16 protein-coding genes are annotated in these 19703 nt (G+C 48.7%); 13 read left to right on the top strand and 3 right to left on the bottom strand.

The features are described from left to right. From lepB to I8U18_RS13555, 11 genes are all read left to right on the top strand, one after another. Entirely contained in the window at positions 1-525 is a 525-nt protein-coding gene (gene lepB / locus I8U18_RS13605) for a signal peptidase I (protein ID WP_052154267.1), read from the top strand. 218 nt (positions 526-743) lie between these two features. Beyond that, positions 744-1523 (top strand): GTP-sensing pleiotropic transcriptional regulator CodY, encoded by a 780-nt coding sequence (gene codY, locus I8U18_RS13600; protein WP_033101342.1) that lies wholly within the window; start codon positions 744-746, stop codon positions 1521-1523. A gap of 461 nt (positions 1524-1984) precedes the next feature. Further along, positions 1985-3793 carry an ABC transporter ATP-binding protein gene (locus tag I8U18_RS13595; RefSeq protein WP_198056424.1) on the top strand — a complete coding sequence of 603 codons (1809 nt, stop codon included), beginning with the start codon at positions 1985-1987 and terminating at the stop codon, positions 3791-3793. Next, positions 3786-4199, top strand: a complete 414-nt coding sequence (locus tag I8U18_RS13590; RefSeq protein ID WP_033101341.1) for an ATP-binding protein — start codon at positions 3786-3788, stop codon at positions 4197-4199. Before I8U18_RS13595 ends, I8U18_RS13590 begins: the two co-directional genes overlap by 8 nt. Positions 4200-4682: 483 nt before the next feature. After that, positions 4683-5636 (top strand): heme o synthase, encoded by a 954-nt coding sequence (cyoE, locus tag I8U18_RS13585; RefSeq protein ID WP_033101340.1) that lies wholly within the window; start codon positions 4683-4685, stop codon positions 5634-5636. A gap of 122 nt (positions 5637-5758) precedes the next feature. Continuing rightward, positions 5759-6763: a cytochrome c oxidase subunit II gene (gene coxB / locus I8U18_RS13580; RefSeq protein ID WP_235281675.1), complete on the top strand. Its 1005-nt coding sequence runs from the start codon at positions 5759-5761 to the stop codon at positions 6761-6763. Positions 6764-6851: 88 nt separating this feature from the next. Further along, the gene (gene ctaD / locus I8U18_RS13575) at positions 6852-8771 is read left to right on the top strand and encodes a cytochrome c oxidase subunit I (protein ID WP_198056423.1); all 1920 of its coding nucleotides are present in this window, start codon (positions 6852-6854) and stop codon (positions 8769-8771) included. Next, positions 8771-9394: a cytochrome (ubi)quinol oxidase subunit III gene (locus tag I8U18_RS13570; RefSeq protein ID WP_033101338.1), complete on the top strand. Its 624-nt coding sequence runs from the start codon at positions 8771-8773 to the stop codon at positions 9392-9394. The genes ctaD and I8U18_RS13570 overlap by 1 nt, the downstream gene beginning before the upstream one ends. Before the next feature lie 3 nt (positions 9395-9397). Continuing rightward, a complete protein-coding gene (locus I8U18_RS13565) occupies positions 9398-9709 on the top strand; it encodes a cytochrome C oxidase subunit IV family protein (RefSeq protein WP_052154265.1) in 312 nt (103 codons plus the stop codon). 139 nt (positions 9710-9848) lie between these two features. Next, a complete protein-coding gene (locus I8U18_RS13560; RefSeq protein WP_370589397.1) occupies positions 9849-10310 on the top strand; it encodes a DUF420 domain-containing protein in 462 nt (153 codons plus the stop codon). Positions 10311-10392: 82 nt separating this feature from the next. Then, the gene (locus I8U18_RS13555) at positions 10393-11172 is read left to right on the top strand and encodes a hypothetical protein (protein WP_198056421.1); all 780 of its coding nucleotides are present in this window, start codon (positions 10393-10395) and stop codon (positions 11170-11172) included. A gap of 447 nt (positions 11173-11619) precedes the next feature. On the opposite strand, the gene I8U18_RS18020 is transcribed toward I8U18_RS13555, so the two are convergent. Beyond that, entirely contained in the window at positions 11620-11751 is a 132-nt protein-coding gene (locus I8U18_RS18020; RefSeq protein ID WP_255518414.1) for a hypothetical protein, read from the bottom strand. 189 nt (positions 11752-11940) lie between these two features. Here I8U18_RS18020 and I8U18_RS13550 point away from each other — a divergent pair, with 189 nt between their 5' ends. After that, positions 11941-12813 (top strand): metallophosphoesterase, encoded by an 873-nt coding sequence (locus I8U18_RS13550; RefSeq protein ID WP_198064841.1) that lies wholly within the window; start codon positions 11941-11943, stop codon positions 12811-12813. A gap of 356 nt (positions 12814-13169) precedes the next feature. Then, positions 13170-13658: a VanZ family protein gene (locus I8U18_RS13545; protein WP_081943895.1), complete on the top strand. Its 489-nt coding sequence runs from the start codon at positions 13170-13172 to the stop codon at positions 13656-13658. A 203-nt stretch (positions 13659-13861) separates the two neighbouring features. Here the strand turns inward: I8U18_RS13545 and I8U18_RS13540 are convergent, their stop codons facing one another. Further along, positions 13862-14908 (bottom strand): alpha/beta fold hydrolase, encoded by a 1047-nt coding sequence (locus I8U18_RS13540; RefSeq protein WP_232331042.1) that lies wholly within the window; start codon positions 14906-14908, stop codon positions 13862-13864. A 226-nt stretch (positions 14909-15134) separates the two neighbouring features. Continuing rightward, a complete protein-coding gene (locus I8U18_RS13535) occupies positions 15135-19634 on the bottom strand; it encodes a glutamate synthase-related protein (RefSeq protein WP_198064840.1) in 4500 nt (1499 codons plus the stop codon). Positions 19635-19703 lie beyond the last annotated feature (69 nt).

Below are 19703 nucleotides of genomic sequence, written 5' to 3'. Positions count from 1 at the left end.
ATGTTTCGGGTAAAGGGACTGAATAGATGGACGATGTTGGTCATCTATGCAGCCGTGTTTGCCTGGGCAGTCAATCAGTACGGGATAGCGTTATCAGTTGTAAACGGCACTTCGATGCAACCGACTCTGCAGGATGGTGACCGGCTTCTTGTCAATCGTTTTGCGTTTGTACTGGATCAGCCGAAGGTGGGGGAAGTGATTACTTTTCGCGATCCGTCCGACCATCACCGGTTTCTGGTCAAACGGGTGATCGGTGTGCCGGGGGACACAATCGAGATTCGAAACGGGCAGCTTTATCGCAACGGGAAGAAGGTACATGAGGCTTATACGGATTGCCCGATCGAAGATGGCAATTTCGGCCCGATCCGGGTAAAGCGCGGGACCGTGTTTGTCATGGGTGACAACCGTCACCGCTATGCCAGCAGGGACAGTCGGTATAGCAGCGTTGGACTCGTTCCCGACGATTTACTCGATGGGAAGGTGGAGCTTATTTTATGGCGGCCTTCATTATCAGCTTCGCTTTGATGCTGAATGAAGAAAACAATTTAAAATAGGTATAAAAGTCAAAAATTGTTCACAAAAACCAAATTGCTTAATTGCTTAAATGTCGCATAATAGGTAAGTGTTTACCGCTTTCCCTCAATCCCGTAAAAATAAATCAATCGCCTGGCAAAAGGCGGGTTGATAGACGGCCCATAAACATAAAAGCCAATCAAATCTGATTCTTTGGAGGTAATGACACAATGGATCTGTTAGCAAAAACACGTCGCATTTCCAAGATTTTGCAAAAAAATGTAGGCCACCATTTGGTTGACTTCGATGAAGTTGCACAAGTTCTCTGTGACATCATCGGCGCCAATATCTATGTGGTCAGCGCAGAAGGAAAGCTGCTCGGCATGGCGATCAACCATGACTTGGCCAACGAGCGGATGGAACAATATCTCAAAAACCGCGAGTTCCCGGTTGATTATGCCAAACTTCTCATGGAAGTAGACCAAACCATGACCAACGTTGGTGTGGACAGCCCTTATACCGCTTACCCGACGGAGATGAAGGACATGTTCCGCGAAGGGTTTACCACCCTGGTGCCGATCATTGGCGGTGGGGATCATCTGGGTACGCTGGTGCTGTCCCGCCTGAACACGCGTTTTGAAGAAGAAGACCTGATCTTGGCTGAGTATGGAGCAACCGTTGTCGGGATGGAAATTTTGCGTGAACGTGCCGGTCAGGTAGAAGAAGAAGCACGCAGCCGCGCAGTCGTGCAATTGGCGATCAATTCGCTCTCCTTCAGTGAATTGGAAGCGGCAGAACACATCTTTAATGAGCTGGATGGAATGGAAGGATTGCTCGTTGCAAGTAAAATTGCCGATCGTGTCGGAATCACGCGTTCCGTTATTGTAAATGCGCTGAGAAAACTCGAAAGCGCAGGTGTCGTGGAATCCCGTTCGCTCGGAATGAAAGGGACCTACATCAAAATTCTCAATCCGAAACTGCTCCCAGCCCTTGAAAAAGCCAGACATTAAAAAACAAACAAGAAAAGGTCCGAGTCTCACAAAAGAGTCTCGGCCTTTTTTATTTTGAACGAAAATTCAGTATTGTTTATGATATAATAGTTTTGCTCCAAAAAGATGTTTCTCGTGTTTTCCTCCCCTTGCCTGTTTGGGCGAGATTGGTTACAATCTGGCATCTGAGGGCATTTGCTTCCGCAGGTGAACCAGTTTTGCACCGATGACTTACTGCTTAGACTCAAAAACCTGTGTTTTAACATTTTTAAAAAATTGCCATGAATCTTTTTGGGTCTAACTTTCGTTATAAAAAGTGTAAGGCGTTAAACAACTAAACCGAAGAAGATACAGCAGAGGATGAAACGGGGAAGAGCGGGGTTGTATGTGCCGGAGGGACAAATTCTCCTTCGGTCGTCTTGCACCATACTCCGGGCCATGGCAATGTGGATATAAAAGCAAATTGTAGGGGTTGAATAAAGATGGGGAGTATGAGACGTTATCTTCGGTTTGTTAAGCCTTATTGGAAAGAAATCTGCTTGACAATGGCGATCGGGATTTTAAAATTCGGGATTCCGCTGTTGTTGCCGCTGTTATTGAAGTATGTGGTCGATCATCTGTTGCTCAGTTCGATGGCGGCACATGAAAAATTGCAGAAACTCGCCTGGGTGATCGGCGGAGCTTTCCTGCTGTTTACGGTGGTCCGAATCCCGGTCGAGTATTACCGGCAATATTTTGCCCAATGGACAGCGAGCAAAATTTTGTTTGATATTCGCAACCGGTTGTTTGATCACATTCAAAGACTATCGTTGAAGTTTTATCAGAATCAGAAGGTCGGGCAGATTATCTCTCGCGTGATCAATGATGTCGAACAGACAAAAGAATTTGTCGTAACCGGGATGATGAATATCTGGCTGGATCTGTCGACCCTTCTCATCGCCGTATCGATGATGATTTGGATCGATCCGTTCATGACCGCTGTTTCCCTTGCGATTTTTCCGTTATATGCGGTTTCGGTCAAATATTTTTTCCAAAACATGCGTCGCTACACGAAAGAGCGCTCGCAGGCACTGGCCGAATTGCAAGGGCATTTGCACGAACGAATTCAAGGGATTTCCGTTATTCGCGCTTTTCATTTGGAAAGGGAAGAACAAGAGCAATTTGAAAAACGAAATGCTTATTACTTGGATAAAGCGTTGTTGCAAACAAGGTGGATCGCCAAAACATTTGCGGCGATCAACACGATTACTGATTTGGCCCCGATTATCGTGATCGGAACATCAGCCTATCTCGTGATTGAACATAAGTTGACCATTGGTGCGTTAACGGCCTTCTATGGCTATATGGGCCTGATTTATAATCCGATTCGCCGCCTGGTTAATTCTTCCACAACTTTGACCCAGGCCTTTGCTTCAATGGATCGGGTGTTCGAGTTCATGGATGAGACCTATGATATCTTCGATCTTCCGCAGGCTCGTGAGATCCCGGCGGTTAAGGGGAAAATTGAGTTTGAAAATGTTCGGTTTCGTTATCATGACGACCAGGACTGGATCTTGGACGGAGTGAATTTTTCCGTTGCTGCCGGACAGACGGTGGCACTGGTCGGGCCGAGTGGTGGAGGAAAATCCTCGATTATCTCCCTGATCCCCCGTTTTTACGATGTGATCGAGGGACAGGTGAAAATAGACGGAATCGATGTGAAAGATTTTACAATGCGCAGTTTGCGGAGCCATATCGGAATGGTTTTGCAGGAAAACATTTTGTTCAGCGGTTCAGTGGAGGAAAATATCCGGATGGGAAAGGTTACAGCGACCAAAGAAGAAATCATCGAAGCGGCAAAAGCAGCAAACGCCCACGAATTTATCATGGAACTTCCGGACGGGTATGAGACGGAGATCGGGGAGCGGGGTGTCAAACTGTCCGGAGGCCAGAAGCAGCGGATTGCTTTGGCCAGGGTTTTTCTCAAGGACCCGGAAATCCTGATTTTGGACGAAGCAACATCGGCACTTGATCTGCAATCCGAACATCTGGTTCAGGAATCGCTGAACCGCCTGGCGAAAAATCGAACGACAATCGTAGTCGCACACCGGCTTTCCACTATTACACATGCGGATCAAATTCTGGTTATCGAGCACGGACGAGTAGCGGAACAAGGGACACATGAAGAATTGTTGCGGAAAAACGGATTGTACGCCGATTTATTCAATGTACAGAATTTGGACGGGACCGTAAATGATCCGCAGACGGCAAATCGGGACTCTCACCACTTGATGGAGGGGAAACATGCGTAAAACCTTTGAAATCAACTACGAATGGGATATTGTACATATTCGCAGTGAAGCGCGCGAATTATCCAGGGAAGTGGGATTTGACGAACTGGATCAAGCGCGTATCGTACAATCGATCTCAGAATTGGCACGCAATGTCGTTCAATATGCGGATAAGGGAATCATTACGATCGCGACGGTGGAGGAAGAAGACCGGAAAGGAATTAAGATTCAGGTACAGGATACCGGGCCGGGCATTCCGAATTTGGAAGAATTGGCCAAGGGGAAAAATCAAAATCTGGGTGAAACCTCAGGATTGCAGCAAGTTTACATGCTGATGGATGAACTAAAGCAAATCCCCGTCGAAAACGGAACGTGTGTGGAAGCGGTAAAATGGCTTAAATCGAGCCGTATGCTTCATGAAAAATAATAAATTCACCAAAAAACGGTACGTTTCCCGCGGAAGGAAACCGTGCCGTTTTTTTGTCCCGTTCTCATTTCCAGGAAAATCCCGGCAGTTGATCAAAAATTGTTCACAGATATGTCACCTTCAAACAAATGCCATCGTTTAGACTAAAATAGAAAGGATTTAATGAAAGGAAAGCGGGCAAAAGGGATATAATATCGGTGATTCATTGTTATATCTCTGAATGAGCCATCCATGCCACCCTTGCATGAAGGTTGTTGATCATCTAAAATGGTGATGATATAAACCATGACTTTTGACATTTCTCGATTCCAATATTTGAGAAATGGAATGTAAAATCATAGGGCATTCTACCTACGATTGTTACATTTTTTGCATGTTATAATCAAATATTTCCCGCTTTCTGTATAGCCATAACCTGTTTTCCAAGTGGGGAAAACAGTTTTATTTCACTGCGTTTCTTGGCTTAGAAAGGAGGTCTGTGCGGTGGAACCATTATCTCAGCAAACCGCTGCAGATCGCATCATCAAAACGGAGCCATTTGAATCAGCATCTAAAGCTACCTGGCGTGATTATATCGAAATTACCAAACCAGGGATCAATAAAAGCAATTTGATTGCAACTTTTGCCGGATACTGGGTGGCTGCAGGAATCCACTCATTTCAATTGGTAACCCTTCTGATCACGTTGCTTGGAACGGCTTTGGTGATTGCCGGCAGCTGTACGTTGAATAACTTTATTGACCGCGATATAGACCCTTTGATGGAGCGTACCAAGACAAGGCCGGTGGCCGGGGGAAGGATCAAGCCGGCGGTGGCGCTTTGGTACGGAATCAGTCTGACGGTGCTGGGACTCCTGATCCTTGCGTTCGGAGTCAATCTGCTAGCCGCGATTCTCGGTTTTATCGGTTCATTTGTCTATGTCGTCATCTACAGCATGTGGCTGAAGAGAACCAGCACGTTGAACACGGTGGTCGGCGGTTTTTCCGGGGCAGTTCCGCCGATGATCGGTTGGGTTGCTGTTACTTCGCACATTGATTTAAATGCCTGGGCTCTGTTTTTGATTCTGTTTATGTGGCAGCCTCCTCATTTCTTCGCGTTGGCGATGCGCAAAGCGGAGGATTACCGTGCGGCTGGAATTCCCATGTTGCCGGTTGTCAAGGGAGCCGCGGAGACCAAGAAACAAACGCTGTTCTTTACGGTTATGTTGTTTTTCTCTTCTCTGTTGCTCTTCTTTACGGGAGCGTGTGGCTGGATTTATCTGGTTCTCGCTCTTATTCTGGGAGGAATCTATATTGCTTTGGCATGGAAAGGCTTCAAAACGCAGGATCACGAAAAATGGGCAAAGCAGCTGTTTTTCTACTCCCTGATCTATTTGACGGCGATCCTGTTTGCCATGGTTTTAGATGTTACGATCTATGATCTGATTCAAATGCTGTAAGAATGGATACAGTGCTTAATAAGAGCTTCATATAGATTTGGAGATGCACTGTTGTAAATCATTGATCCGGCCTTGGGCTCTTGAGGCCGGATCAAGCTAACAGAAAGTGAGGTTGGATCGTGGTGAGTCGACAACGTATGTGGCGAGTCTTGCCAGTATTCGCACTACTTGCGCTCGCTCTGTCAGGGTGCAGCAACAGCAAGGTGGAAATGAACGTTCTCGACCCGCACGGATCAGCGGGTGAGAAACAATTGGATCTCATCAATTGGAGCTTCATTCTCATGCTTGCCGTTTTTGCAGTAGTGACGACGATTTACATTTATGTGCTGATTCGCTACCGGAAACGGAAAGGCATTGACCGCATGCCGGAACAGGTTCATGGTAATACCGTACTGGAAATTGTATGGACTGTCATTCCGATTATCTTATTGGCGATTCTGGCGGTTCCGACGGTAAGCACTACCTTTGATCTTTCCGAGAAGCCGAAAACAAAGGATGCGATTCGCGTTGTGGTCACAGGTCACCAATATTGGTGGGAATTCGAGTATCCGGACCTGGGAATTAAAACGGCGCAAGAGTTACATATTCCTGTCGGCAGAAAAGTTGATCTGGAAATCCACGGGAAAGACGTCTTGCACTCTTTCTGGGTACCATCACTCCAAGGGAAAACAGACGTAGTCCCCGGCCGCGTCAACCATATGACTCTGGATGCCGACAAACCTGGTGTCTATCAGGGGAAATGCGCTGAATTGTGCGGTGCCGGCCATGCTTTGATGGATTTCAAGGTGATCGCTTCGAATGATGCCGACTTCAATAAATGGGTCGCAGAAATGAAAGCCCCTCCAGCTCCCGTGACAACGGCAAGCGAGAAAAAAGGGGAACAGCTTTTCCAGCAAAACTGCATGGGCTGCCATGCTGGAATCAATCCAAATGTCCAAGGCCCGGATTTGAACAAGTTCGGGACGCGCACAACAATTGCAGGCGTTTTGCCTCATGATGAACAGCATTTGAAACAATGGCTTCATAATCCGCAAGCAGTTAAGCCGGGAGCCTTGATGCCGAAAATCAATTACTTGCAACCGGATGAAATTCAGGCATTGACCGATTACTTGATGAGTCGAAAGTAACCGTTTTTTTTGGGCGGGAAATTTCGCAATCTCTACTCATCTCACAAAACTATTAATCTATCAAAAGTAGAAAGAAGGAGGGAACACCATGGGGACGCTGATAGTGCTGATCGTATTTGCGCTGTTTCTTACGGCGATCCTTACCGGGGGGTATAACAAAACCTTCTTGGAACGCGTAAAAAATAGCAAAGTATGGGATTGGCTCACCACGGTGGACCATAAGAAGATTGGGATTTTATACTTTCTGTCGGGTTTCTTCTTCTTCCTGGTCGGCGGAATCGAAGCGCTGTTTATGCGGTTGCAATTGGTGGTTCCCCACAACGACCTGTTTGTCGGGGATACGTTTAACGAATTGCTGACCATGCATGGAACGACCATGATCTTCATGGCGGCGATGCCGATGATCTTTGGTCTGATGAATGCGGTCGTTCCCCTGCAGATCGGTGCGCGGGACGTCGCTTTTCCCTTTGTCAACGCGCTCGGGTTCTGGCTTTTCTTCGCCGGCGGGCTTTTAATGAATCTCTCCTGGATTTTCGGCGGTGCGCCGGACGCTGGCTGGACTTCTTATACTTCGCTCGCTTTGAACAATTACAGTCCCGGACCGGGTGTCGATTTCTATGTGCTCGGCTTGCAGATTGCCGGGATCGGAACCTTGATCGGTGGTCTGAACTTCATGGCCACAATCATCAATTTGCGTGCTCCGGGCATGACTTTTCTGCGGATGCCGATGTTCACATGGACCAGCTTTGTTACATCAACCATCATCCTGTTTGCTTTTCCTCCCTTGACAGTCGCTCTTCTGCTGCTCATGTTTGACCGTTTGTTCGGTTCGCATTTCTTTGATTACACCATGGGTGGAAGCGCTGTAATCTGGGAGCACTTGTTCTGGATCTTCGGCCATCCGGAAGTGTACATCGTGATTTTGCCGGCCTTCGGGGTGATGTCCGAAGTAATCAGCACATTTTCGCGTAAGCGCCTGTTCGGTTACACTTCGATGGTGTTTGCGACCGTTTTGATCGCATTCCTTTCCTTCATGGTTTGGGTGCACCACATGTTTACCGTTGGACTTGGACCGGTGTCGAACTCTATCTTTGCGGTGGCGACAATGGCCATTGCAGTGCCTACCGGGATCAAGGTGTTCAACTGGCTCTTTACCATGTGGGGCGGCGAAATTCGCTTCACGACAGCGATGCTGTTTGCCATCGGGTTTATCCCGACCTTTGTGATGGGGGGGATGACCGGGGTGATGCTTGCTGCTCCGCCGGCTGACTTCCAGTACCAGGACAGCTACTTCGTCGTGGCCCACTTCCACTACGTACTTGTTGGCGGTACCGTGATGGGATTGTTTGCCGGAGCTTACTACTGGTGGCCGAAAATGTTCGGCAAGATGCTGAATGAGACCATCGGAAAAATCCATTTCTGGACATTCCTGATCGGGTTTCACCTCACTTTCTTTCCGCAGCACTTCCTGGGACTGTTCGGAATGCCGCGACGCGTCTTCACCTACCAGCCGGGCATGGGGCTGGACAGTCTCAACCTGATCAGTACTATCGGGGTAGTGGGAATGGCCATCGGAACGATCGCTTTCTTGTACAACATCTACTGGTCGTTCAAAAAAGCGGCTCCTGCTCCGGCCGATCCGTGGGACGGGCGTACGCTGGAATGGGCGATTTCGTCACCTCCGCCGGTTTACAACTTTGCCCAATTGCCGTTGGTGCGCGGGTATGATGCCTGGTGGATGGAAAAACAGGCAGGAAACAAAAGTTTGCCTCCTGCTGAACCGCTCGGCTCGATTCATATGCCATCTTCATCCTTCATTCCCATCCTGATGGCGCTCGGATTTTTCATCGCCGGTTTCGGGTTCATCTTCCGCGGCAATTTCGTCGGTGCAATAATCGGGTTGGTGCTGGTAATCGTTTGCCTGTTCTTGCGTTCATTTGATCGTGATCATGGTTACCACATTGAACCGGATGAGATTGAAGAAACGAATAAGGGGGTTCAGGCATAATGGCAACACATACGGAAGCAAGCAGAAGTCCCCATATGCCGAACCATCTGGAGACGGCCACATTTGAGGGCAGAAATAAAGTTCTTGGATTTTGGTTGTTCCTTGGGGCAGAAACCGTTCTTTTCGCCTGTCTGTTTGGTACCTATCTGGCTTTGCGGCATCAAACGATGGGCGGTCCATCCGGACATGAACTGTTCGATTTGAAATTGGTCGGTTTGGCCACGGCTTTCCTTCTCACCAGCAGCCTGACCAGCGTACTGGCCATTCTGGCGATGAACCAACTGAAAAAGAAGGTAATGATGTTCTGGCTGGCAGTAACCGTTTTGTTGGGACTCGCCTTCCTCATTTTGGAGATCAACGAGTTTATTCATTATGTGCATGAAGGGCATACTTTTACGAGCAGTGCCTTTGGCTCTTCCTTCTACGCTCTTGTGGGCACGCACGGAGCGCACGTAACTTTCGGGATTATTTGGATTTCCACACTGATGTTGCAAGCTGCCGGACGGGGCATCACGGAGGAAATGGCTCCCAAACTGTTTGTGGCCAGTCTGTATTGGCACTTTATCGATGTTGTTTGGGTCTTCATTTTCACGCTCGTGTATCTTCTCGGAAAGGTGGGGTAAGCGGTGACAGAAAACCAACATTCCGATAATCACGCCGTATCACCTAAGCCGGAAAGCGCGGTCAAACACTTGATTTCTTTTCTGATCATGATTATACTGACGGCGGCAGCTTTTTATGTGGTGATCAAATCGGGCTCTGTCGTTGCCGAACATCTTATTCTGCCGCTGATTCTCGTGTTTGCCGTCATTCAGGTTTTCCTGCAGCTGTTCACCTTCATGCATCTTGGACAGAAAGGATCGGCTTACTATGCGATCTTTATCATGCTGGGAATTGTGATTGCGGTAATTTCTGCGGTAGGAATTATTTTGATGTAAGAAAAAATGCCCTCTGCCAGCGACAGGCCGGAGGGCATTTTTTCTGAGAAAGTGGTCGGTCAGCGGGCACCATGCCGGAGAATTGCATCCCGGGTTGAGCCGAAAAAATGAACGGTTTTTTGTAAGGAGGTTATGCTTTGTGCAAGGAAGTGTGATTGCGCTGGTCAGTACATCGTGTACCACGATCAGCGCCATTCTGATGGCGATCGGATGGGTGATGATCCGACGGGGCAGCGTCAAGGTGCATCGCCGTCTGATGATTGCCTCCGTAATCTTCGCGGCGGGCTTTTTCGCCCTTTATATGTACCGGACGATGTTTCTCGGAAACGTGCCATTTGGCGGACCTCATTATCTGTTGCCGTATTACACGGCTTTTCTTACCTTCCACATCACGGTGACTTCAATCGCTCCGATCTTGGCGGTAATTACACTTTATTTCGCCTATAAAAAGCGTTTTGACCGTCACCGTGCGTTCGGCCGCTGGACGGCACGGATCTGGTTTGTTGGGGCGATTACCGCGATCACAACCTATCTGATCCTGTTTGTCATCTACCCGGCAAATACGACAACGGATTTGTTCCGGGCTTATTGGGGTTTTTAAAGGGATGGACATCCAGCCTGTTGTCTGAACGGATCGGGGCCTTTTTGACTCCATGCCGGAATGAAGGGGGATTTTGTTTCCAGTGGACAGCAACAACACAGAGCGAAACTTCAACGGTACAGGAAAAATCCTCTCTTTGTTGACAGCGGTAACTGATCAGGGAAAAAAGATATCTGCCACAGAAAAAATGATCAAGAAAATGCCCTTTTCCGATGGAATTTTATTGGGGGGAGTTACCGGCTTGGGCTATTTTGCCGCTTATCTTTCGGATGTGAGTTATAAAGAATATTACGGGCTCCCCTCACTCTATGCGGATGTCAGTTTGAACACCGTCATTTTGGCTGTCGCTTCGATTGTTTTTGTCATTCTGGTACTGGCCATGTTTTTGCAGCGGCCTTATGCGATGCGCTACGGCAAATTTGTTTTGCCGGTGATTCTCCCCTTCTCCATCGGTTTGTTACTCGGGCTGAAGCTGGATTATCAATTCAAGCAATCGCTTTGGGAAATTTTTTTCTTTTTCCTTGTATATGTTCTGCTTACGGCACTCCTGTTGTTCTTTGCCATGAGACAAAATTGGCTGCTGACAGGATTGGCACTGGTGATGATTGTCATTTCCGTCTCCAGGGCGAGCGGTTACATTATCGCCTCCAACCAGACGGAATACCTGGTGACACAGGGCTCCTCACCGTATGTGGTGGTGGATACATACAAGGATGGATTTGTAATGATGCCGGTCGATCTGAAGAGGCATGTGATTTTGCCCGAAGTGCTTTTTGTCGACCAGGCCGAGCAAATCAAAGATTCGTTGCGATTGAGGGAGATCAAAACGGGACCGTTGACGGTGGAGGGAAAGAGAGATTGAGTCCCGGCAAATCATAGAACGACGCACAGCCAATGCGGAGGGGCTGTGCGTCATCGTTAATCGGCCGTATAAAAGTCAATTGTTTTATATTTGCGAGAAATTTGTGTATCAACATATAACTTCCACATCTGTTTGGCACACTCTTTGGAACAGATGGGAGATTCAAAGCTAACCTCTACATAATGCGCTTCCTTGCCGCAGATCGAGCAAGGAGCCGTTTTTTTGGCAGGGAGGAGTAAATCTTCGCTATTCAAGATTTGGTCTCGTTTCAATGAAATCATCCTCTCCAATGCGGACTGGTGGGAACCGTGTTCCCTTCCTCATAGGAGGAATAAGACAAAAAGGGGTTAGTCTTACAATCACTCATTTTTATTTTCTCATAAAATTTATGTTTCGTGAACCCATATTTACCAATCCGCTGACGTGCAGCTGATAAAGGAGGGGAGATCAACCGAAAAAGATTAAAAGCAAAATGCCGGTAATGAAGAAGGCGATGGCGATCCAAAAAAGGCGGAAACCGATCCTTGCATTTTTTTCACGTTCTTCGGGGCTTTTCATATTTTCGACTACTGCATCCATATATCCGCTATCCCATCCCTTCACTTTATTTTTATAAAATGAAAATTCCCAATGGTATTTTTATTATACTGAAAATGTCCCGGAGACATCCGGAAGAGTGTGAGTTCGAACCAAGTACCGGGTGGGGATGTGGAGCAAGATCCATGTTTATCATTCGCTGCTGGAAAGGGGATTAGAGGTGAAGAAGAGTTGCCGGTAACGCGAATAAATGCAGAAAAAAAGCTCACCCGCAGAAATTTCCTCAAAAAGGGGATTCTTGCGGCAGCAGGGCTTTTCGTATTGGGACTGACCGGTTATTCATTTTTTGTGGAAAAAAATCAGCTCGAGATCAATCGGATTCGCATTTCATCCCCGAGACTTCCTGTTTCTTTCAAGGGTATGAAGATTGTGCAAATCAGCGACCTTCACTTTGGATTTTTTTATGGTCCGGAGCAGTTGCAAACGCTTGTGGACCAAGTGCGGTCTCTTCATCCCGATCTCTTCTGTTTTACGGGGGACTTAATCGACCGCCGCTTCTCCCGCGGTGAGGCGATAAAGGTATCCGATCTGTTGAAACAAATCGACGCTCCTTATGGAAAGTTCGCCATCCTGGGCAATCATGATTATTGGGGTGATACGGCTTTGGTGAAGGACTGCTTGACCAGTGCCGGTTTTCGCTTGTTGATCAACGAATGGACGCTCGTGAAAAAAGGGAATGATGTTATTTCTGTTTCTGGCCTTGACGATTTGCTGAACGGGAAACCGGATCACTCAAAAGTTTTTAACGATGCCCGATTTGATCCCGATCTTTTTCATTTGATGCTGGTCCATGAACCGGATTTTGCCAAGGTTATCTCCTCTGATCCGGTCGATTTGCAATTATCCGGTCACAGCCATGGCGGTCAGATTAACCTGCCATTTTTCGGCCCGCTGTTTACCCCGCCACTGTCCAGGAAGTTTTCTTCCGGGTTATATCAAATCAATGAGCGGCTTACCCTCTATACAAATCGCGGCATCGGGACAACCATCTTGCCGTTCCGGTTTGCTTGCCGTCCGGAGATCACGGTAATCGAGTTGGGGTAACAAAGCTCGTTCTTGTTGAATCATCCTCTGTGGATTGAAAAGGAGGATTGCAATGGATCGGGAAAACACTTTGGCTTATACCGCTTGGTGAGGCATTCAATCAATGACCCACTTGCAAGGTGGGAGATATTGCAAGAACGGCCAAGGGTGGAATCCGGTGATTACTTTTTTGTTGTGCAATAACCTCAGGATGGTGTTGGAGCAGTCGAAACGGTGACTGAAGATATGGGCCGAAACTATTCATGTGTTGGGAGGTTTACGATGATTAGCTTTAATATCTTTATAGGGTTAATTTTAGGACTTCTATTTTTCCTGGTTCGATTACCTTATTACATAATAAAAAGAAAATTTTTTAATTGGCAAAAAGTCCTTTTGAAATCATTTTGGGTGTATATATTGTTTGCTTGATAGGTGTTACTCTTCTGCCTATTCCTTTTGATAATTCAGATCCGTTGGTTCGTATGTATCCGGAGAAAGATAATTATATTCCCTTTTTTAGCATTTATACTACCGCTACACAGGCAGTATCGCCAACCATCGCGATTAAGCAGATTTTAGGCAATTTAGTTATGTTAATGCCTCTTGGAGTGATTCTCCCATTTATTTCGAAGAAAATAAAACAATCTGTTACAAGAGCAGTCTTTATCGGTTTTTTGGTTAGTCTATCCATTGAGTTGTTACAGATTTTTGTCTCTCTGTTAATCAACTATAAGTACAGGAGTTTCGATGTTGATGATATTATTTTAAATACTTTAGGAAGTTTTTTGGGGACTTTGTTATTTAAACTTATTTACCCTTATATCATTGAACATTATCAAGCCATTCACCATACGGGGAGCAACTGAACAGAAAATCCCGATTGCTGCGGATCGTTGTGATTCGTTTTTTATTTTGATGATTCGAATGGGGTGATGGAAGAGATTGGCGGATTGTTGCCTGCACCGTAACCAAACCATCGAGTAAGGGGAGGTTGCCCATATTGCGGTGAGTATTACGATTACAGTTGTTGGATCGACAGGGAAACCGGACGAAAAAAGGCGACATTGCTCTATTGAAGCAAAGCGCCTTTTAAATTGAGAGTGTGGGAGAGAGTTTGCCGCTTCAGAATGGCGGTCTCTTCTTTGATGCGCAAGAGGACGACCAAAAAGGATGAAGGTTCTTCAAAATGAGGGCAATGAGCTGAGTTTTCAAACCAGATAAGGTCTTTTTTGGGTGCTTTCAACTGCTCGCAGAATTTTTCCTGCAGTTCAAACGGAGAGAGGTAATCATACCGGCCGACGCAAAAATAAGCGGGCACCTTGAGCTCGGAAATCTCGTTAAACAGGTTCATTTGCATGATTTTCGGACCGAGATGTTTCATCGTAAAGCGTGTTCCCTGAAAAAAGCGCCACCAGTCGGCCAGGGTGTATTCTCGCGAGAACAGTCCGCGCCTGAGAAAGCTGAACAGGCTTCCTTTGCGTACATCCCCACCGAATTTGGACAGCCATTTGCGCTGCACCAACAGATCCCGAATCCGGCGATACGGTGGATAGCCGATCCGGTTTAGCGCGCGGACGGCAAAGAATTTTTCATTTTGGCGCGCGTAAATCAGGACCATTTGGTAGGAAATCATTTCTCCGTGTTCGACATCAGTCATTTGCCCGATCCCGATATAGGCGTGAATCAGTTCCGGGTATTGCTTGGCGACGAGAGCGGCGACGATGCTTCCCCATGAGTGTCCGGCCAAAAACAGTTTTTTCTGTCCGAATCGCTTTAAGAGATAAATGATGAGTTCGTGTGCATCGGCAACGAGCTGTTCGATGGTCAGTGAAGCCGGATCGAGCCGTTTTGAATAGGATTTGCCGCTTCCGCGCTGATCCCAGTTGACGACGATAAAATGCTTTTCCAGCTCCTCTTGATAATGCCGGGCAAAACCGATTTGCGCGTGGCCCGGACCTCCGTGGATAAAGAGCAGGAGGGGGTGTTTGGTATCGCGGCTGCGAATCAGGACGGACTGACTGATTCCGCCGAGCGGTATTTTTTCAAGCACGGCAATGCTGCTGGCGATCTTTTTTCTTTTTTGATCCCGATAGGGAGGGGTAAAACTTTTAAACATCAGATACCCACCTTTCAGTTCACACCAAATCCTCAGTTGGGTATGAAATATTCTGCATATTCCTTTTCCTTCCTTCAAAAAAATGATATATTTCGCTAATGTTACAAATAACTTTTGTCTATTGATGTGAAAAATGCGGGAAATCCGGCGGGAAAAGCAGATAAATCAAAAATGGTGCTGAAAAAAATCCCCCCCGATCCCGGGGAGGATGAATTGAATGATTGGTTTATTCGGTGGAGATGGATGGGTCCGCCTGTTGTTTTTGCGGGATAATTTGGATGAAATGGCGGTCGAGATCCTTGAGCAAGTCTTCGACTTTTTGCGCTTCATCCCACTGTTCGGAAAGGATGAGCTCCGTGTGGTAAAGGCCCAGTAATTCTTGCAGATCTCTCACCCCTTTTTCGCTCAGCGGTTCCATCGCCACTTTGGCCGCTTTGGCGATCCGGCGCATGACGGCGGCTTCATCCAGACCCAGTTCCGGTTGCAGCCGCTGGTAAACGACACCGCCCGTCATGCCCGAACAGATCCACGGTCCCGGGTCCCCGAGAACCACTGCACGTCCATCCGTCATATATTCAAAAGCAAATCCTTTGATATTGGCGCGATTTCCGATCATGCCGAGTTCATCCCGCAACGGCTCCTTGATGTCACCGGCAATGATGATGTCGGCGCCGGAGAGGCGAATGCCTGCACGGGAGTCCGCGTTGCCCTGAACGATAAACAACCCTTTTTGCGCGCCGTAGCAGAAGCTTTTTCCCACAGAGCCGTTTACATAAATGCCGTTCCGGTTGCGTGTTTTGAGAATGGCGACCTTGCCGCCGAAGGCTGTTTTCCCGACACCGTCCTGCGCTCCGCCATGAACGGTTGCCGAAATGCCGTCGGCGTGGAAGGCGGCAAATCCGTTCCCGGGAACTGAGCCGTCCGTAAAGGAGAAACTCCACTTCGGCAGGGAATGATAGCTGCCATCCAGCCGGTTGCGGACCCGGGTTCCGGAAAGATCTGAGAGCAACACCCGGTGAGCGCTGTGAATGCCGGCAAACGTGTGCGAATATTCCTGGGTTGCCGAAACGGCAGATTCGGACATCACCAGCGATGCTCCCGCGGCAACGAGAGCCGGTGTTTCCGTTTTTTCCTTCACCCCAATATTGGTCCATTCTGAACTGAGGCGCAATAGCTCAGTCAGATCGAGTTTATCCTGCTCTCTCACCTGCTCCAGGAGATCGGACCGGCCCACGAGATCCTGGGCACGTTTAAAGCCAAGCTGCGCGGTGAGCCGTTTCACTTCTTCGCCAAATGCTGTGAACAAGGTCATCAGTCCGGCGACGGCCAAATCGAAGTCCCGGGGTACAAACCGGCGAAGTCCGTGTTCTTCCGCTTCTTCCGGTGTTTCGATTTGCGTGGCGATCCCGACATGGCAGGTGTCCAAGTGACAGCCGCGACAGGTGGTACACCCGATGGCGAGCATGGCCAGGGTACCGAAACCAATCCGGTTTGCACCGAGGAGCATCAGTTTCACCGCGTCGAGCGCGCTGCGCATTCCGCCGTCGGCCCACAATTCGACCTGATCGCGAATGCCTGCCTCGATCAACGCATTATGTGCGGCCTTAATGCCGATTTCCGCCGGAAGACCCACGTGTTGCAACGCATGAATCCGGGCAGCCCCGGTTCCGCCATCAAATCCGCTCAGGGTGATAATGTCGGCGCCCGCTTTGGCAATGCCCACGGCAATCGTTCCGATATTGGGCACGACCGGCACTTTGACGATCACTTTTGCCTGGCGGTTGGCGGTTTTTAATTCGGTGATGATTTGCGCCAAATCTTCGATTGAGTAAATATCGTGGTTATTGGAGGGCGAAATCAGGTCGCTGCCGGGTGTGGCGTTGCGGGCCGCTGCCACTTTGGCCGAGACCTTTTTGCCGGGCAGGTGGCCGCCTTCCCCGGGTTTTGCCCCCTGGCCGATCTTGATTTCCAAAATGTTGGCCGAGTTCGCCAGTTCGACATTGACGCCAAATCGCCCGGATGCGATCTGATGACCGCGCGTTTTCGGATATTTGCCGAGCATATCTTTGATTTCGCCGCCTTCGCCGTTCAGGCTGATCATGTTTAAGCGGTCTGCCGCTTCGGCATATGCGCGGAAAGCCACCTCGTTCTGGGAACCGAACGACATCGAGCTGATCACAAACGGCAAGTCGTGATCTCCAACGCGGATATCCACTTCTGCGGGATTGATCCCCTGGTCTCCGCTTTGCCGCAAATCGGCCACATGGCGCAGAGAGACAGGGTTCTCTTTTTCCAGGTCATTTAATTTTTGCGCAAATTCGTCATATTGGATCGAACCGCCGGCCAATTGACCGATCGATTTCCAGATGCGCGGCCAGAGGTGGAAGAGGCGGGCTGGTTTGGCTTTGTCGCTATGGAAATCGGTTTGTCTCTCCTCTGCATCCTTCTCCATATCACGCCAGTGGAGACCAGCCTGGTCAGAGCCGCAATAATTGACGATGCCGAGTGTGTCCGCCACTTCGGGGCTTAAACCGATGGAGGAGAACAGGCGGGCGTAACCGCGCAGTTCATGAATTCCGATGGTGGAGATGATTTTTTCCAAGCCTTTGTTAATTGCCTGAAAGAGTTTCAGGGCTGATTTTTCCTCTTTTTCGGCGATTGTGGCAAACATGAGATATGGCGAGACGGCATCTGCTCCCAATCCGATAGCGACAGCCAAGTCATGCAGGTTGCGCATGGCCGCGGAACGGACGACAATGCTTGCCTGACGGCGGAGGTTTTGCCCGTCCGGCCCCGTTTCCCGTTTTAACGCCTGATCCACTGTCGAGATGCCCAAATGCGGGTCCAGGAACAAGTTGTCACCCTGATGGCAGCCGTTATCATCGAGCAAAAGGAGGTTCGCTCCTTCTTTTACGGCTTGGATCGCATCTTTCCCCAATTGTTCCAATGCTTGTTTTATTCCTGTTTTCCGCTGATAGGAAAGGGAAAGACGGGTGACTGATCCGGTTTGCTCAAATCGTTCGATCAGTTCCTCGAATGAGAGTGTAGCCGAATCGAGGCAAACTTCACCGGCTTGCGCACCTTCCACGAGGATCGGTGAGGGGAGCTCCACTCGGACAGCTTCCGTTTGAGTCGAGGAGAGCGAAGGGCGCGGGCCGATAATGACGCGGGTGGAGAAATGCTCCATTTCCCGTTCGCGGTCAATTGCCGGGTTGGTGACGACAGCGACACTCTCTTTGATATAGTCGGGAATGTTTTGTCTCACCTTGGCAAGAGCCGCCAGCGGGCCGTCATGTCCCAGGGAGCGAATCGGATCAACCCCGGTATCGGCCATCTGCTCCACCAGTTGAATTTGTTCACGTTCCCAGCCAAACGCCGCATATGCTTGGTTTGTGGCCGGAGGGATGATTGTATCGGGCTTGCCTTTTCCCGTCGGTGTGGACAGGTAGGATTGAAAACCGCTGAAATCTGCACGCTTCTTCGCCCGTTGAAGCACAATCTGTTGCAGTTCGTGATGCTGCAGCACCTTCACCTTGGGAGCAAGCCGGACCCCGACCGTTTCTCCGGGTGCGAGCGGCTTCGGTTCACTGACCATTTCTCTGGCGGGGATAATTCCCTGTTCGGAACTGAAGAACAGGACGCGATCGTTTTCCACCAGCCAAAGGGGTCTCAGGCCGAGCGCATCAACGCTGAAGGCACATTCATCCCCGTAGCGGGAAACAATGCCGGCCGGCCCTTGGGCGAAAGGTCCCCACGTTTGCCTGTAGTAAGTGTATAAATCTTTCAACTCGGATGGCAGGTGCTTTAATTCATGCAAAATGGGCGGGAAAACCATTTCAATGGCTTCAAACAGACTAAACCCGTAATGATGGATCAGCGTCTCGAGCAAGCGGTTCAGATCCTGCGAATCACTGCTGTCATCATCAAGGGGAACGCCGATCATTTTGGCCTCGTCCCTGAGCTTGCGAATGGTATTGATTTCTCCGTTATGACCGAGCAGGGAAAAAGGTTGAACACGGAAAAAATTAGATAAAGTGTTGGTTGAATAGCGGTTGTGGCCAATGGTGACGACTGATTTGAATTCAGGGTCGTTGAGGTCGTCAAAGTAGTCGGGCAGAAGGCTGGCGGCGCCCATCAGTTTGTAAACAACCGTCGTATTGCTGAAGGAGGCGACTTGCACCGGAAATTTCTGTTCAATTTCCACGACCAGGTCGAATAAACGGCGGGGCAAGTTCTGATCACTCTCCGCCAACACGGCCAACTGCCAGAAATGAGGCTCATCCAGAAGTCCGTTTTTTCCCAGGACGGTGCTGTTTACCTGGTCAAGTTTTTGCGCCACTACTTGCAATCCGTTCTGCGCGAGGAGACGCAAGATTTCATTTTTATGATGATCGGTTTGTTTTCCGAGTTTGGGTAAAAAGATGTGAGCAACGGCAAAGCGAGGTTCATGTACGATGGATGAGGGGAGTTTGCTCTGGCGGGAAGATTCCCTCGCCCAAAGGTCACGCGGAATATCGGTCAGGATGCCGCAACCGTCCCCTTCTCCATTGATAAATCCGGAACGATGTTCCATCTTGATCAGGGCTGCGATGGTATCCAGCATGTTTTGACGTTTGGGTGTTCCATCTTTTTCGATCACGGCAACAATGCCACAACTGTCATGTTCATTGGCAGTCAGGTTTTGGAAGCGCCCTAAGTCTGCTCTTCTTTTCACAGGAACGGTCATCGCTCCTCCTCACCTCCGATATGATAATGTCTCCCCTTTCCCTGACAGAAAATTTTGGATAGAGGAGTT

The sequence above is a fragment of the Thermoactinomyces sp. CICC 10522 genome (assembly GCF_016055075.1).
Classification (GTDB): Bacteria; Bacillota; Bacilli; order Thermoactinomycetales; family Thermoactinomycetaceae; genus Thermoactinomyces_A; species Thermoactinomyces_A daqus.
Note: the sequence above shows the minus strand (reverse complement) of the source record. Positions and strands in the feature narration are given on the sequence as shown.

Excerpts from the sequence above, each read along its gene's own strand:
- lepB (WP_052154267.1), top strand. The coding sequence starts at position 1 with ATGTTTCGGGTAAAGGGACTGAATAGATGGACGATGTTGGTCATCTAT.
- codY (WP_033101342.1), top strand. The coding sequence starts at position 744 with ATGGATCTGTTAGCAAAAACACGTCGCATTTCCAAGATTTTGCAAAAA.
- I8U18_RS13595 (WP_198056424.1), top strand. The coding sequence starts at position 1,985 with ATGGGGAGTATGAGACGTTATCTTCGGTTTGTTAAGCCTTATTGGAAA.
- I8U18_RS13590 (WP_033101341.1), top strand. The coding sequence starts at position 3,786 with ATGCGTAAAACCTTTGAAATCAACTACGAATGGGATATTGTACATATT.
- ctaD (WP_198056423.1), top strand. The coding sequence starts at position 6,852 with ATGGGGACGCTGATAGTGCTGATCGTATTTGCGCTGTTTCTTACGGCG.
- I8U18_RS13570 (WP_033101338.1), top strand. The coding sequence starts at position 8,771 with ATGGCAACACATACGGAAGCAAGCAGAAGTCCCCATATGCCGAACCAT.
- I8U18_RS18020 (WP_255518414.1), bottom strand. The coding sequence starts at position 11,751 with ATGGATGCAGTAGTCGAAAATATGAAAAGCCCCGAAGAACGTGAAAAA.
- I8U18_RS13540 (WP_232331042.1), bottom strand. The coding sequence starts at position 14,908 with ATGTTTAAAAGTTTTACCCCTCCCTATCGGGATCAAAAAAGAAAAAAG.
- I8U18_RS13535 (WP_198064840.1), bottom strand. The coding sequence starts at position 19,634 with ATGACCGTTCCTGTGAAAAGAAGAGCAGACTTAGGGCGCTTCCAAAAC.